Origin of the sequence: Streptomyces sp. NPDC005262 (assembly GCF_042872425.1) — a bacterium.
Taxonomy (GTDB): Bacteria; Actinomycetota; Actinomycetes; order Streptomycetales; family Streptomycetaceae; genus Streptomyces.
Genome location: NZ_JBIAKK010000025.1, coordinates 22,072 through 37,097, shown reverse-complemented (window position 1 = coordinate 37,097; position 15,026 = coordinate 22,072). Strand labels below are relative to the sequence as shown.

Sequence of the window (15,026 nt, the reverse complement as noted above, 5' to 3'; positions counted from 1 at the left end):
GCCGTTGCGCGCGACAGGAATCAGGTGCAGTCACACCATGAGACCGAGCGGCCGGCATCAGAGCTTGCGGGTGTCGCGGGGCTCGGCGTAGGGCTCGTCGCCCGGAGGGAGGCCGCTGTCGATGGCACGCCCACGTTCGAGTTCGGCGTTGAACTCCAGTCCCAGCAGGATCGCGATGTTGGTGAGCCACAGCCAGATCAGGGCGACGATGGGGGTGGCGAAGGCACCGTAGGTCTTGTTGTAGCTGCTGAAGTTGGCGATGTAGAGGGCGAACAGCGCGGAGGCGATGAGCCAGATGACCACGGCCAGGACACCGCCGGGCACCACCCACCGGAATTGCCGCCTGACGTTGGGGGCGGCCCAGTAGAGCAGCATGATGATCAGAACGACCAAGATGAACATGACGGGCCACTTGGCGATGTTCCACGCGGTCACCGCGGTGTCCCCCAGCCCCAGGAACGAGCCCATCTTCCTGGCCAGTGGGCCGGTGAAGACGACGCCGACCGCGGTGAGGGCCAGGAGGATCACCACGGCCACGGTGATGCCGAAGCGGACCGGCAACGTCTTCCAGACCGGTCGGCCCTCGCCGATGTCATAGACGATGTTGGATGCCCGCATGAAGGCAGCGACATAGCCGGAGGCCGACCACAGCGCCAGGACGATGCCGATGATCAGCGCGAGCAGGGCCTTCCCCTGACCGCCTTTGAGCTGCTTCAGCACAGTGGTGAGGATGTCGCGCACGGACCCGGGCGCGATGTCGGAGAGGTTCTTGATCAGGGAGTCGATGGTGGCAGGGCCCAGCAGACCCAGAATGGACACCAGAGCCAGCAGGGCCGGGAAGATCGCCAGGACTCCGTAGTAGGTCAAGGCAGCCGCCCAGTCCGTGAGGTTGTCCTCCTTGAACTCCCGCAACGTGCGCTTCATGGCGCCCTTGAACGAACCGCCTTCCGCGGCGTCTTCCCGGGATGGACCGCTGGCATCGCCGCCGTCACCACCGTCGCCCTTGTGGGGTGGCCGGCCGGTGCCGCCGGCGTGGTCGACGCCGTTGACGCCAGGGTGTGTGTGGTCCGGCCCGTCAGAGGGTGGCGTTGCCATATGGACTCCTTCGCCCAGCGCCGGTGCTCGCGATGGCCGACGCGCTCAGGTGCACTCTGCTTCGCATGCATGCAACCCCGCTGCCTCCAGCAGGTGCGCAGCATGCAGCCCGCTGAAGCGGCCGAGAGGCCGCATCTCCATCACACTCACTGAGCTGGGTGCCGGCGACTGGATGGCGCCCATCCGGACCAGCCGGCCCCACCTACGTGGAATGGATCACCGACGAGCAGCGAGGCGGATGCGAGTCCGCCGAACGCAGGTGGGCCGGGGCCGCAGTATGGACCGGCGACCGTTGAGCGACCCACCGGTGTCCGGCATCGGCGGCTGACATCACAGCGGCGGACCTCGGTGGCCGCTCGAACGTCGCCCGACGTGTTCGGCCAGGCTGCCATGCCGATCAGGTTGTAGGTCGGCCGAGCAGCGAGCGGGGTCGCGAGTCCAGGATCGCTGCGGCCTCGTCGCTGATCGCGCGGACCACGTCAGCGGCCGGGCGTACGCCATCGACGAAGGTCGCCGACTGGCCGTAGATGATCTCGCTCGTGTCGGGGTCGGGCGGGGCCCCGAAAGGGTTGGCGCCTTCCGCAGGCCTGAATTCCTCCGCGCGGTCCCGCAGAGTTGATTCGCGCTCCGACCACTCGTCGGTGAACCGGTTGCGGCGGACGCGCTCGCCGATGCCGACCGGCCAAGGCAGCCCTGACACGATGTCGTAGGCCCGGGTCCACACGGTGTCGCCGCCGTCGCTCTCGACGATCAGGCGCTTGTGGACGTCGTGCACCTCGACCGCCTCGGGTGTGGCGAGGAATGCAGTGCCCAGCCAGGCACCGTCCGCACCGGCGGTGAGGACGGCCGCGAGCGTTCGTCCGTCGCCGATACCGCCTGCGGCCAGCACCGGGACATCGGGGTACCTCCGCACGATCCCGCTCAGGAACGGCAGCAGGCCCATCGTCCCGGTGTGACCGCCGGCCTCGTTGCCCTGCGCCACGAGAACATCGGCCCCCGCGGCAACCGCCGCCTCGGCGTCTTCGTAGGTCTGGACCTGGCACATCACCCGGGCTCCCGAAGCCTTGGCCCGGGCAAGCCACGGCTGAGGATCAGCGAACGACAATGCGACGACCTCCGGCCGCTCCGCCAGGGTCGCGTCGAACAGCGGCTCGGTGAAAGGGAGGAACGGCGTGATGAACCCGACTGCGAACGGCCGGTCCGTCGTGCCACGGATGGTCGTGATCTCCTCACGGATCCAGTCGGGCCCCTTCCAGGGATGCGTACCCCCGAAGCAGCCGAGCCCACCGGCGGCGGAGACCGCGGCAGCGAGTGTCCCGCCGCTGTGCAGGGCCATGGGCGCCGACATCACCGGATGGGCCAGACCGAACATATCGGTGAATCTCGTCTGCAACATGGACGAACGCTAGCGGATTGACGAAACGCCGATGGGTGGCATGCCAAGGGGGCTGTTGGATGCCTGGTCGCGTCGACTTCGCCCTGCCGCCAGTGCCCTGCCGCCAGTGCCCTGCCGCCAGTGCCCGGCGGGCCGGTCGCGGGCGGAGAAGCGCACCAGGGTTCCGTGAACATCGCGTTGGACAGGATCGCGCCGCCGACGGCGCCGGCGATCTGGGCCGGCAGACAAGAGCCGACCTCGCGGGCAGTCGACCCGTTTCGTCCGCTGGGCGGCCGGTCCACCGTGCGGCGAGGGTGACGACAGGATTGAAGTGGGTGCCGGTGAGCAGACCGAGCAGCGCGATGAGCACGGTCAGGCGGAACGCAGTTGCCCGCGAGTTGGCGAACAGTTGCCGGCCACGTCGCGGGACAGCCCGGTTGACTGAGTGCGGAGCCCACCACGACGGTCACCACGGCGGGCCTGCCGATGAACTCGGCTGTGACGCGGCGGCAGAGGGGCAATGGAAGTCGTCAGCAGGCGCCGACCTCGGTCGGCTGGGTGGAGGTCTGCAGGAGCGAGGACAGCCGGGCCAGCGCGACCGGCAGCACCCAGTAGTAGACCCAGGTCCCTCGCCGCTCGGAGCCCACCAGGCCCGCTTCCCGCAGCATCTTCAGATGATGCGAGATCGTCGGCTGTGACACGTCGAACGGCCCGGTCAGGTCACACACGCAGGCCTCGCCACCCTCGTGAGAGGCGATCAGCGACAGGAGCCGCAGCCGCACCGGGTCCGAGAGCGCCTTGAACGTGCGCGCCAGGTCGACGGCGTCCGCCTCGCCCAGCGGTTCGCGAAGCATCGGCGAGCGACACACCGCCTGATCGTCCTGCCCGAAAACCCGAATTTCTGATTTCGACATGCGTCTATATTGACGCTCGTCGATTCTGATGGCAACCTCGGGCTCGTCGATCTGTATCGATGGATGTCGATACAGAGTCAAATGAGGGAGACAGTCATGTCCCGCGTTCAGCTCGCCCTCCGCGTCGCCGACCTCGAAGGCTCGATCGCCTTCTACTCCAAGCTCTTCGGCACCGGGCCCGCCAAGCTCCGCCCCGGCTACGCCAACTTCGCCATCACCGAGCCCCCGCTCAAGCTCGTCCTCATCGAAGGCGAGGACGGCCAGGAGACCCGCCTTGACCACCTCGGTGTCGAGGTCGAGTCCGCCGACCAGGTCACCGCGGCCACCGGCCGACTCCAGGAAGCGGGCCTGGCCACCTTCGAGGAGAGCGACACCTCCTGCTGCTACGCCCTCCAGGACAAGGTCTGGGTCTCAGGCCCCGGCAAGGAGCCCTGGGAGGTCTACGTGGTCAAGGCCGACGCCGAAACTCTCGGTAAGAGTGCCGACAGCGCACCGACCGCCTGCTGCACCTCCGACGAGCAGGCCGAGCCCGTGGCCACTGATGCAGGATGCGCCTGCGGCAGTTAGTGCAGCCACCAGATCGCATCGTCGACGGGTGGGCTCCCACGTCGAGTCCGGACGCGCTTCGGTGGTGGCGTCGGGCCCGGCAGGACGTGTGTCGGTCGCGACCACTGAAACGTGCCGACCGGTCACTCCGACATCCGCAACTGACATCAACCGCGGCCCGCACCGGCGGTGCTGGGCGGGCTCGAGCGGGCTTGCAACCCCGGACCGGAGCTGCCACAGCGGGTGCCACGCCCGAAACTCCGAGAGCGGATGCCATTGCGCCACGGAGTACCGGCCCGGCGCCGCCTCGGGGCCGTGGAGGGGCGTTCAATGATCAACGCTGACAACTGCCCACAACTCGGCAGCAGTTCACAGCGTTGATCGACTACGTGACCGCAGTTCAGGAACCCGGCGTGTCACTTCTTCGGCGGCGTGGCTGAGCTCTACCGGAACCGTCACAGGTTTCTCTAACCCATCGAGGCCGGCGCGGGCACACGCCGCCTCTGCGGGCTGTGAGCTTCCAGGGAACTCCGGCCTCTGGGGCGGGTACCGCCTGCGGCAGCGCTGCCCGCCACCGGGAATGAGGATCAGTCAATTCGACGGCGTTGCACACCTGTCCTTGCATACGGCAGCTGAGCGCAGGGCCGGATCCCACCCCGTGCCCCTGTGCTGATCCGGCGGGATGACCAAAGGGCTAGAGCCAGTCGCGGTGTTTGAAAACCACATACAGACCGACGCAGACCACGGCCATCAAGGCGATGGCGAAGGGGTATCCGAGGACCCAGTGCAGCTCGGGCATGTGGTCGAAGTTCATGCCGTAGACGGTACCGATGAGGGTGGGCGCGAAGAGAATGGCCGCCCAGGCGGAGACCTTCTTGATCTCGTCGTTCTGGGCGTGGCCGGCCTCGGCCAGCTGCTTCATCTCTTCGTTCTGGGCCTGATTGACCAGAGTGGCGTTGACGGTGAGGATGTCGCCGAGCATCTCCCGGAAGCTGTCCACGCGCTCGACCACGGTGGTGTCGTGGTCGGCGACGTCACGGAGGTAGCGCTGAAGCTCCTCGTCCGTGCCGTACTTCTCGAAACCGGCCTCGAGCCCGCGCATGATGGTCAGGAGCGGCCGGGTGGCGCGCTGGAACTCGACGACTTCGCGGGAGAGCTCGTAGATGCGGCGGGACACCTTCGGGTCGCCGCCGAACACCTCGGTCTCGATCTCGTCGATGTCGTGCTGGAGGCCGGCCACCACGGGCGCGTAACCGTCGACCACCGCGTCCAGGATCGCGTACAGCACCGCCTCCGGGCCCAGCGCCAGCAGCTCGGGGTCGCCCTCCAGTCGCTTGCGGACGATGGCCAGGTCGGGTGCCTGGCTGTGCCGTACGGTGAGGACGAATCCGGGGCCGACGAACAGATGGAGTTCCCCGAAGTCCACCTCCTCGGCCTCGTCCATGTACCGGGCCGAGCGCAGCACGACGAAGAGTGTGTCCCCGTAGCGTTCCAGTTTCGGCCGCTGGTGGGCCACGATGGCGTCCTCGACGGCCAGCTCGTGCAACCCGAACTGTTCCGCCGCCTCCCACAGCTGTGCGGGAGAAGGGCGGTACAGCCCGATCCACGCCATGGTGCCCGGGTCCCCCGGAAGACGCTCGTAGATCTCCTCCAGCGTCGAGGGCGTCGCGATCCGCCGCCCATCACGGTAGATCGCCGCGTCCACCACGCTGCGGGCCAGAGACGCAGGAGGCTCTTCTTGCTCCGCCCGTGGATCCATCGAATGCTCGGGGGCCGGGTCCGGTCCTTGTCCGCCCGGGCTGAGCGGCCACTTACCTGCTCGGGCCGCACGCGATCGCCAATCGGACATGACAGAAACCTCCAGAAGGAAACCCACCTGAGTCCGGTCCATGTGGTGGCTCCGAATCAGGTGGTACCTGGCCGGGCGAGGTCTCTTGCAAACCGCCCCTTGGCACAAAACAGCCTATTTGCTCTCGTACGGCGGCGCGATGGATTCACCCGGGCACGGCACCCCTTCACGGGGACGGGTGACGCGTACCCGTGCCGTGGAGGCGTCACCAGGCCAGAGGCCGTGATCAGCGAGGCGAGACCTGCTGCAGCACCGGCGGCGGCTCTTCCGGACAGGTGCGTCAGACGTGGCACGGCGTACGCCAGGCCGTCAGGTGAAGCACGAGGCACGCCCGGCCGCGCTGCCCAGCCCCGCCCTGTCGTGGCGGGCCCACGCCCATCGCGGTCGCGGTCATCTTCCGAGCCGCGAGCAGAACCGGTTCATCACGGTCCGCCGAGGGTGTTCAGCTCTTGCCGCGTCCGGTCAGCAGGTCGCGTGCGCGGTCCACCAGGCCGACGCCGGGGCCCAGCAGTTTGTTGCCGGGCGGAGTGTCCGGGGCAGAGGGGTGCGGGCGGGTGGGAGCCGTCTTCTTCGCCGTGCGGACCTTGTCGCCCAGTTCGTTCAAAGCGTCGGGGGTGCAAGCGGCGGCGAGTAGCGGGAACAGCCGTTCCTCTTCATCGCGGATGTGCTCGCTCACCTCGAGCTTCAGCTTCGCCACCAGGTGGTCGAACTGCGCGTCGTCCGCGGCCAGGCCCTCCAGGTCCTTGAGATGCTGTTCCGCCTCCGCGTGCTCGGAGAGTTCCTTGTCCGCGATCCAGTCCCCGCCCTCGACGTGCTTGCGCACCGCCGGGTACAGGTGCATCTCCTCGGCGACGGAATGGCGTACCAGTTCAATGGTCAGTTCATCGACCAGCTTCCGGCGCCGTTCGTCACCGACCGGCTGCGCCTCGATCTTCTCGAACAGTTCGTCGACCTCGCGGTGGTCGGTGGTGAGTTCCGCGATCACATTTCCGCCGTGTCCCATGAGAGGGAGTCCCTCCGCTCGTGTGGCGTGAGCTGAAGACAGCTCACCGTTCCACACGCGTACCCCCGGAGCTCTTCCACACGCACACCAGCGCAGTACGCCGGGGGACCGGCGGTAGGGCCGGGTCCGCGGGCAGGGAGGCTGCTGCACGCCTGCGACGCAGTACCAGGCCGGCACCTGCCCTTCCTCGGGCGGTGGTCCGCCCGTTGAACGCGGATATGAGAACCGCGTCGACCAGGTTCATGAGTGGGGCGGGTGTGGCTTGCTCGGCAGTGAGGCCGGTGACCGCGTGGACGGTCTCGGTGCTGATCCTGCCGGACCTGCGGTCCACTCGGCGCCGCTCGAGCCGGACGGTCTGGCGGGCCGGGCCCCGGGAAGGGTGGGCGCCACACCTGTCGAGTCGCCGCAGACACGGTACTGAGCCCCCGCTGGCTCGACCTCCCCGGCGTTACTGTGGGACATGCCGGTTGTACGTGACGGCGGAGGAGATGGCAGGCATGTCAACTTCAAGCCACGCGATGTTCGGCGCTCCGTGCTGGGTCAGCCTCATGACCCGTGATCTCGAAGCGGCACAGCAGTTCTACGGTTGTGTCCTCGACTGGACGTTCCGCCGCGCTCGGCTCGGGGACGCCTTCTCCGTCGGTCTTCACGAGGGGATTCCGGTCGCCGGTATCGGCGCGCTCGCCCGGGATCTCGCTGTGGCCGTGGCGTGGACGCCGTACTTCGCCGTTGACGACGCCGACGTCACCACAGGACGGATCTGCGAACGCTGCGCCACGCTGGCCGTCGGCCCCCTCTCCTTCGGTACCGGCCGGGCGGCACTGGCCGCAGACCGTGACGGCGCGGTCTTCGGGATCTGGGAAGGCGAGGTCATCCCGGACTGGGGGGTGGGTCGCAAAGGGGCCCCCGCCTGGCTCGAACTGCGTACGAGAGATGCCTTCGATGCCGCCATCTTCTATGGCGAAGTCCTCGACTGGGGCTGTGGGCGACCGGGCTGCTGCCAAGTCGCCTACGAAAACGATCATGTCGTACTCCGTCACGGCGAAGACACGGTGGCGCGGCTCAGCGGCGGAGCCGTGGAGGCTGCTCCCGACCCGCAGGTCCGACCGCGCTGGCACGTCCATTTCCGGGTGTCCGACATCGAGGCTGCCGTTCGGACGGCCACCCATCTCGGAGGAAGCAGCGTTTCTCCCGTTGAGCAATCCGGGACCGACCGCTGGATCACGTTGCGTGACCCGGAGGGTGGACTGTTCACCGTCACCTCGCCCCGGTTCGGGGACTGAGCATTCCGGAGGTGTGACCAGCGGGCCTCCGCCGACACGCGGCCACGGCCCCGAACGCGGCCCGAGAGCGCACGACGCGCGGGCTCTTCGGGACAGCCCCTAGCGGTCGGTCGACTGCATGTCACGGATCTTCGGCGTCGGGGGGCATTTCCTCGACGACCTTGGCGAGTCGCGCGAGCATGGTGCGGTGCCGGATCTGCAGGAGGGCGTCGAGGGCGGCGTTGTGGAACTGCCCTCCCGGCCCGCGCAAGGGGTGTTCGTCGACGATCACGAGAGTGTCGTCGCCCCAGGGCTTGATGTCGAAGGCGATCCGTGCGGTGCCGAGCGGACCGTTGTCTGCCTCGAGTTCGAGCGCACCGGGCCGATCGATGCGACGGACGGTGGTGTGGCCCTGGAACTCCTTGGGGCCCAGACGCACCGTGTAGTCGATCGAAGATCCGACCTCGGGCCATCGGCCTTCCCCCGGGCCGGTTTCGTGCGTGCCGACGACCCAGTCGCCGTAACGGGTTTCGTCCTCGAGGAGGGACCACACCACGCCCGGCTTACGGAGGATGAGCTGGTGCCGTACGGCCATGATCGCCTCCCAGGCATTCGGCTCCGCTGTCGAGGTTCTTCGGTTGCGCGGCCGCCGGCGCACAGCGCCGAAAACCGAGGACGCTCCTCCGCGATTCGCCGCATCTGGCGCCGCGCGCTGATCCACCAGGGCTTGGGACAGCCCTCAGCCCTGCCTGGGCCGTTTGTCGGGAGGATCCTGAGGGTCCACCCCGGTGGTTGCCGAGGCGTCCTTTGTGCCGCTGGGGCGCTGCGAACGGCCTCTGCGACCCGTGTCCTCCATGCCTTCCTCGGATCCCTTGGCGCGCTCTTCGCCTCTGCGGGCGGTGCTTTTCGTGGTGGCCCCGGCGACGTCCTGGGTTTCCTCCTTGGAGACCTTCCTGCCGGGTCCCGGGCCAGGTGCGTGCTCCTCGGGGTGGAAGGAGCGATGCGCGCTTGGATTGTCCTGCTGGCGAGTCTCGTCCACGTCCGACGCCCAGCCGTGTTGCTGGGTTCCTTCGTGTCGGCTCGGACCTTCGCCGTGTGGCGGTGGGGGTGGCTTCGAATGTTTGGGCATGAGTAGGCCTGCCTGCCTGTGGGGGCTGGAGTTCGGTCCGCGAACACGAAAACGCTTCGCATCTCCCTTGCGAAAAATTCTCCCATTCATTACGAAGGTGGGCATATCGGGTCGATGTCGCGTAGCTCTGAATGTGCGCAACGAGAGCCGATCTCAATATTCGAATGACTGTGCGACTAGATTGGAAGGCTTTTGTCCGGCAGGTCTGCCATCGGAAGCGCACACACTCGGCGGAGCCCTTCCCGGCCCTCCTCGCCGTAACGAGGGGGTCTGGCGGCCGAGCTGCGCGGCGAGGGGAAGTCAGGTCCGGCGAGAGTTCGCCGATCGGCGGCTTGAACGAGGGCCTCGGGGAGGGCGAAGCCGACGCATTGCATCGCAGACTGGTGATGCGGCAGCCTTTCGGCGGCGGTCGGTGCGTTGTCCCGCCCGCCACCGCGGATCGGGCGGCACCTGAAGTGCAGTGCCGTCGTCCGCGAATGCAACGAGGAGGGAAGAAGCGAGTGGCACAACCGTAAGCACAAATGATGCATGTGAGCCGTCGTCACTTCACAGCACGAAAGAGCCCGCCGCCCACTCCGGACTGTCGGCGCGGTCGAGCAAGTCGGACGTGTGGCGGCCGCAGCCGGGGGTAGTCGGCGGGTCAGGCCAAAGGGCCGTCCAGAGTCGTCGAGCAGAAGGATCGTCCATGTTGATGGCGCACCCGGCCGTACTGCGGAGCCTGATCGAGCAGTACGAGAGCCTGATGGTGCTGGAGGCCGAGAGCGGCGCCCGTGACGCCCGGCAGCGGATAGGCGATGTGGCGTACACGCTGTGTGTAGCCACGGGCACGGGGGACATCGACAGTGCACTGGTGGCCGCCCGCTATCAGTTGCCAGGGGCTCGTCCTCAGGACGACTCCCTGCTTGCGGTCTGACCCGTGGCCGGCAGGCGCAGTCACAGGCATCCTGAGATGGCCGGAGTGGTCCGTCATGACGGCGTAAACCGGTCAGTGGAGGGTGTCTCCACCCGCACTACGAGCCAGCACCGAGGGGCACGCCGAGGAGCGCGACGACGCCATCTCAAGCCGAAGGCGATGAGCGGAACACGAAGTAGATGAGCCCAGAGTTCGAAGACGTCACAGCGGGTGCGGATGTGCTGGACCTCGGTGCGGGGAGCGCCGCATCGGCCGTGCGCGCCGCTCAGCTCGGTGGACCGGTGACGGCCGTGGGTATGGCGCGTTGTGCCGTGGCGACCAGGCGACTCAACGCGCTGTTGCACCGTCAGCGCATCACTGTTCGCCACAGGGAGCTGGCTTCTGCCATGCAGGACCCGCCGCCACGACATCGATCCAACCATGAGTCAAACAAGAGTCCCCAGCTCTATGTGGGGGGTCGGTCGGTCAGCCGAGGAGAGAGGGCACGGCTTTGCGGAGCGTGGGTGTTGAGGAGGAACTTCTCCTGGTCGACGCGGAGAGCGGTGAACCGCAGGCACTGTCGACAGCGGTTCTGGCCATGGCGGACCGACATGCCGAAGGAGAGTGTGCCTTCGAGCCCGAGCTGCACCGCCAGCAACTCGAATTTGCCACCCGGCCTCAGACCGACATGGACGAGTTGGCGGAAGAGATAATCCGCCGGCGGGTGGAGGCGGCCGGTCACGCGGCCAAGGTGGGGGCCACCGTGGTTGCGCTGGCCACGTCCCCGCTCCCGGTCAGCCCGACTGTTGGAACAGGGGAGCGGTACCAATGGTTGGAGCAGCATTTCGGACTGACCGCGCAGGAACAGCTGACATGTGGATGCCATGTCCACGTGTCGGTCGAGTCGGACGAGGAGGGCGTCGCCGTGCTGGACCGCGTGCGGCCCTGGTTGTCCGTGCTGTTGGCCCTGAGCGCGAACTCGCCTTTCTGGCAGGGCCAGGACAGTGGCTACAACAGCTATCGAAGCAGGGTCTGGGGCCGCTGGCCGTCGGCGGGCCCGGTAGACGTGTTCGGCTCCGCGGAGAGGTATCACGAGCAGATACAGGCGCTGCTCGACACCGAAGTGCTGCGGGACGAGGGAATGATCTACTTTGATGCGCGCCTCTCCCACCGCTACCCCACCATCGAAGTCAGAGTTGCGGACGTGTGCCTCGATCCGCTGGTCACGGTACTGCTGGCCACCCTGATCCGTGGTCTGGTCGAGACAGCGGCAGGTGAATGGCGAGCCGGTAAGCCGCCTGCCGAATTCCGCACAACTCTCCTGCGCATGGCTGCCTGGCGAGCCAGCCGTTCCGGGTTGGATGGCCGGCTGCTCCACCCTCTCACCATGCACCCCGAACCCGCTGAAACCGTGGCTCGTGCACTGCTGGCACACGTGCGTGGAGCTCTGGAGGAGAGCGGCGACCTGAACGCGGCCGAGAACGGCCTGGGCTCTTTGCTCACCGCGGGAAACGGAGCGTGTGTCCAGAGAGAACTGCTACAGCGGACCGGGAGCCTCCGAGACACCGTCACGGAGTGCGTACGCCGTACCCGAGGATGACGGAGAGCCTCGCGCAGCACCATTGGTTCGGGCCTCAGTTGTGAATCTGGGGCCCTGGATGTTCACGAGAAGGAGCAGCAAGTGGGGCGGCGGTCGGATGCCGGGCCATGGTCATCGAGGCGGTCCTCTGCGTGGTCTGTCGCTATCGTGCTCTCCCGTGACTGGCTCTGTGCAGGCTTCGCTGCTGTTTCTCGATGTTGATGGACCACTCATCCCGTTCGGCGCGGTGCGCCACCAGCATCCGACCTTTGCGACGGGTCCTGAACCGCTTGGCGCCGACGAGAACCCGCTCCTGACCAGGATCGATCCGGAGCACGGACCCCGGCTGGCGGCGCTTCCGTGCGAGGTGGTCTGGGCGACGACATGGATGGCTGACGCGAACGAGTGCATCGCCCCCCGCATCGGCCTGCCGCAATTGGAAGTTGTGGTCTGGCCGGAGCCGTCCGACATCGATGACCAGGACGAGCGGAACGGACTGCACTGGAAGACCCGTGCACTTGTCGAATGGGCTGCAGGACGCACGTTCGCCTGGGTCGACGACGAGATCACCGACACCGATCGGGCCTGGGTTGCTGTCCACCACCAAGGACACGCCCTGCTCCACCGTGTCGATCCCTGCCATGGTCTGGCTGATAGCGACTATGCGGCCCTCGACTCGTGGCTGCGACATTGGGTCTGATACTCGTCCTGAGAACGTGAGGTGCCGGTGAGAAGGGTCCAGCGGCAGTGCATGGGGCGGCCCGCTGCCCGGTGAGCCTGAGCCCTGCAGGCATCTACGACCCGTACTCCCACAACGGTCTGGTGTGCGCGGGTGCCGGTGTGGGCGGTGAAGGGGAGGCGGTCGAGGACGAGCGCGCCACTGCAGCGGCCGGCGCTGACTTCGGCGAGCGGCATCCGCGGTTGCCACGGCGGCCCCCCCCCGCATCAGGAAGCAGAGCTTGCCAAGATGCGACTGCCAGGATACGGGCGAGACTGGTGAGTACAGGACCGGCATTGAGTGATGGCTCTCGTGCTGAGACGATCGCCCGTCGTGGCCGGAAACGCCGGGCTGCAGAGAGCCGGCCCCGCCCGAAGTGAGCAGGACCAGGTTCCCCCTTCGTTGCGCTCCCGAAGTCGGCAGTGGTCGTGGTTGGGGCAGAGACCACCGACAGCCACAGAGTTGCAGTTTGCGCGGCACAGGCGGGTCCCGCGGGAACGTTGAAGGTGACGTGCGCATGGACGATCAGACCAAGATGGCTCTCGCCGCGGCCCTCCTCGGCGGATACGCGCTGGGCCGCACGAAGAAGGGCAAGCTCGCGCTGAGCGTGGGGACTTATCTGGCGAGCAAACGGTTCGGCCTTGAGCCGCGCCAACTCGCCGGCGAGGCAATGCGAAGGCTGGGGGAGATCCCGCAGGTGGCCGAACTGCAGGACCAGCTGAAAGGGGAGTTCGTCGAGGCCGGCCGTAAGGCAGTGACAGCTGCTGCGACCCGCGGGATGGGGACGCTCGCGGACACGCTCCGTGACCGCACGGCCAACCTGGGCGAGAAGGAAGAGGAACCGGAGGAGGAGTACGAAGACGAGGGCACGGAAGAGGAGGAACCGGAGGAGGAAGAGGAGGAGGAAGAGCCCGAACGTCCGCAGCGCCGGGGAAGCTCCCGGAAGTCGGCTCGGCCCGAGAGGGGCACCGCGGCAAGGCGAGAAAGGGCCCGCTCTGCCCGGAGCTCGTCCCGGGCGGCGGCGAAGGAGTCATCCCGGAAGAAGAAGTCCTCCGCGACGAAGCCGGCGGCGAAGAAGGCCGCCCCGGCGAAGAAGTCTGCCCCCAGGAAGCATGCTGCCACAAAGCGGGCGGCCTCCTCAGGGCGGCCGGCGAAGAGGACATCCAAGCGCGCCGATCGCCGGAGGTGACCCGTCATGGCTGGGAAGGAGACGAAGCAGCAGGAGGTGCAGGGGTCGGGGGCGGACGCGCTGCGTGATGCGCTGTCGGATTTCGTCCAAGCACAGGTGGAACGGCTCGCGGAGAAGGCCGGCGACAAGCTCACCGACGTCACGGGGCAGCTCATCGACGTGGCCGACAACGGCGGCTCACTGCTCAAGGTCGGCTCGCGCGTCCTCGGGGGCGAATCCCCCGTGAAGGCGTTCTTGTCCGAGAAGGCGAAAGGCCTCAAGGACAGTGTCGTGGACAAGGTCAAGGGGGCGTTCGGCGGCGGCAAGGGCAGGTCCAGCGGCAACAAGAGCATGAACATCATCGAGGTCCTCGATGTCGGAGTGCCCCTTCGCACGGCCTACGACTACTGGACCCAGTACGAGAAGTTCAGCAGCTTCACCAAGGGCGTTCGCAGCGTATCGATGAGCGACGAGACGTCCAGCGACTGGAAGGTGAAGGTCGGACCCTCTTCCCGCAGCTTCAATGCCACTGTCCAGGAGCAGATTCCGGACGACCGAATCGTCTGGACCTCGGAAGGCGCCAAGGGGACGACCGAGGGTGCCGTAAGTTTCCACGAACTGGCACCGACGCTGACGCGGATCGTCCTGGTGCTTGAGTACTACCCCTCCGGGTTCTTCGAAAAGACCGGAAATATTTGGCGGGCCCAGGGCCGCCGGGTGCGGCTGGACTTCAAGCACTTCCAGCGGTACGTCACTCTCACAGACGAAGAGCCGGACGGCTGGCGGGGCGAGATCCGAGACGGCGAAGTCGTCATGTCACATGAAGAAGCACTGGAAGAGGAAGAAGCGGTGCAGGACGAGGACTCGGAGAACGACGACGAGTACGAAGACGCGGAAGAGGGCGATGCTGAGGACGAAGAAGAGGACATGGAGGAAGACGAATGGGAGGACGAGGCCGCCGATGAAGACCGGGAAGAATGATCCCGGCATGCGGCGTGCAGCATGCGACCAGGTGGCCCACACGTGACGGTCCGTCTCCTGTCCTTGTGGTGTCGGCAGGAGGCGAGAGCTTCGGCGTAGTTGCGCAACGTCCGTTTCGTGATCAGGCGAGTCCGAGGAAGGCGAGCGGTCGGCCGGCGTCGGGGGCGTTGTGCCGGAGGCCGGCGAAACCCGGCGGCCAGAGCATGCCGTACGCCGCGCGGATCGTGAAGGTCGGGGCACCTCGACCGGTCGCTCCAGCAGGCCCGGGGTCTCCTTGGACACGACCCTGGCAAGCGATGCCCGCTTGACGACGAACCCCCACCCTTCCGCTCCGGAAGGACGGGGGTTCGCGGTGGGGACGTCACGTTCGCAGGTCGGTTGTCGACCAGGATGGTGCGGTGCGGGTCAACCGGAATCCACCCAACGGGGGGTCGGGACGGTGCTGCGGGTGATCGGCGCCCCAATTCCATGCGGTCCACGTGCCCTCTCACGGGCCGGTGGTGCCAGCCGGCTTC

General features: G+C 67.3%; 14 protein-coding genes. 7 read left to right on the top strand and 7 right to left on the bottom strand.

The features are described 5' to 3' along the window. Window positions 1-57: 57 nt before the first annotated feature. From ACFYP5_RS36540 to ACFYP5_RS36530, 3 genes are all read right to left on the bottom strand, one after another. Window positions 58-1,095, bottom strand: a complete 1,038-nt coding sequence (locus ACFYP5_RS36540) for a YihY/virulence factor BrkB family protein (RefSeq protein ID WP_389043937.1) — start codon at window positions 1,093-1,095, stop codon at window positions 58-60. Between the two features lie 397 nt (window positions 1,096-1,492). Next, window positions 1,493-2,491: an NAD(P)H-dependent flavin oxidoreductase gene (locus ACFYP5_RS36535; protein WP_389043934.1), complete on the bottom strand. Its 999-nt coding sequence runs from the start codon at window positions 2,489-2,491 to the stop codon at window positions 1,493-1,495. A 509-nt stretch (window positions 2,492-3,000) separates the two neighbouring features. Beyond that, the gene (locus tag ACFYP5_RS36530) at window positions 3,001-3,384 is read right to left on the bottom strand and encodes an ArsR/SmtB family transcription factor (RefSeq protein ID WP_389043931.1); all 384 of its coding nucleotides are present in this window, start codon (window positions 3,382-3,384) and stop codon (window positions 3,001-3,003) included. Between the two features lie 96 nt (window positions 3,385-3,480). Between ACFYP5_RS36530 and ACFYP5_RS36525 the strand changes: the two genes are divergently transcribed. After that, complete coding sequence (locus ACFYP5_RS36525; protein ID WP_389043928.1) at window positions 3,481-3,951, top strand: ArsI/CadI family heavy metal resistance metalloenzyme; 471 nt, start codon at window positions 3,481-3,483, stop codon at window positions 3,949-3,951. Between the two features lie 673 nt (window positions 3,952-4,624). On the opposite strand, the gene ACFYP5_RS36520 is transcribed toward ACFYP5_RS36525, so the two are convergent. Together ACFYP5_RS36520 and ACFYP5_RS36515 are read right to left on the bottom strand one after the other, a co-directional pair. Further along, window positions 4,625-5,779 (bottom strand): magnesium and cobalt transport protein CorA, encoded by a 1,155-nt coding sequence (locus tag ACFYP5_RS36520; protein ID WP_389043925.1) that lies wholly within the window; start codon window positions 5,777-5,779, stop codon window positions 4,625-4,627. A 442-nt stretch (window positions 5,780-6,221) separates the two neighbouring features. Beyond that, complete coding sequence (locus ACFYP5_RS36515; protein WP_389043922.1) at window positions 6,222-6,782, bottom strand: hemerythrin domain-containing protein; 561 nt, start codon at window positions 6,780-6,782, stop codon at window positions 6,222-6,224. 497 nt (window positions 6,783-7,279) lie between these two features. On the opposite strand from ACFYP5_RS36515, the gene ACFYP5_RS36510 reads away from it, so the two are divergent. Then, window positions 7,280-8,065, top strand: a complete 786-nt coding sequence (locus ACFYP5_RS36510; protein WP_389043920.1) for a VOC family protein — start codon at window positions 7,280-7,282, stop codon at window positions 8,063-8,065. Window positions 8,066-8,186: 121 nt separating this feature from the next. Here the strand turns inward: ACFYP5_RS36510 and ACFYP5_RS36505 are convergent, their stop codons facing one another. Continuing rightward, window positions 8,187-8,639, bottom strand: a complete 453-nt coding sequence (locus tag ACFYP5_RS36505; protein ID WP_389043919.1) for an SRPBCC family protein — start codon at window positions 8,637-8,639, stop codon at window positions 8,187-8,189. Between the two features lie 144 nt (window positions 8,640-8,783). After that, window positions 8,784-9,173: a hypothetical protein gene (locus tag ACFYP5_RS36500; RefSeq protein ID WP_389043916.1), complete on the bottom strand. Its 390-nt coding sequence runs from the start codon at window positions 9,171-9,173 to the stop codon at window positions 8,784-8,786. A 685-nt stretch (window positions 9,174-9,858) separates the two neighbouring features. Between ACFYP5_RS36500 and ACFYP5_RS36495 the strand changes: the two genes are divergently transcribed. From ACFYP5_RS36495 to ACFYP5_RS36475, 5 genes are all read left to right on the top strand, one after another. Continuing rightward, entirely contained in the window at window positions 9,859-10,086 is a 228-nt protein-coding gene (locus ACFYP5_RS36495; RefSeq protein ID WP_389043913.1) for a DUF5133 domain-containing protein, read from the top strand. A 490-nt stretch (window positions 10,087-10,576) separates the two neighbouring features. Next, window positions 10,577-11,665, top strand: coding sequence for a glutamate--cysteine ligase (locus tag ACFYP5_RS36490; RefSeq protein ID WP_389043910.1), 1,089 nt, complete (start codon window positions 10,577-10,579; stop codon window positions 11,663-11,665). A gap of 157 nt (window positions 11,666-11,822) precedes the next feature. Beyond that, complete coding sequence (locus tag ACFYP5_RS36485; RefSeq protein WP_389043908.1) at window positions 11,823-12,344, top strand: HAD domain-containing protein; 522 nt, start codon at window positions 11,823-11,825, stop codon at window positions 12,342-12,344. A gap of 535 nt (window positions 12,345-12,879) precedes the next feature. Further along, window positions 12,880-13,551: a histone protein gene (locus ACFYP5_RS36480; protein WP_389043905.1), complete on the top strand. Its 672-nt coding sequence runs from the start codon at window positions 12,880-12,882 to the stop codon at window positions 13,549-13,551. Window positions 13,552-13,557: 6 nt separating this feature from the next. Beyond that, on the top strand, window positions 13,558-14,511 hold the full coding sequence (locus tag ACFYP5_RS36475) for an SRPBCC family protein (protein ID WP_389043903.1): 954 nt from the start codon (window positions 13,558-13,560) through the stop codon (window positions 14,509-14,511). The last annotated feature ends 515 nt before the right edge of the window (window positions 14,512-15,026 follow it).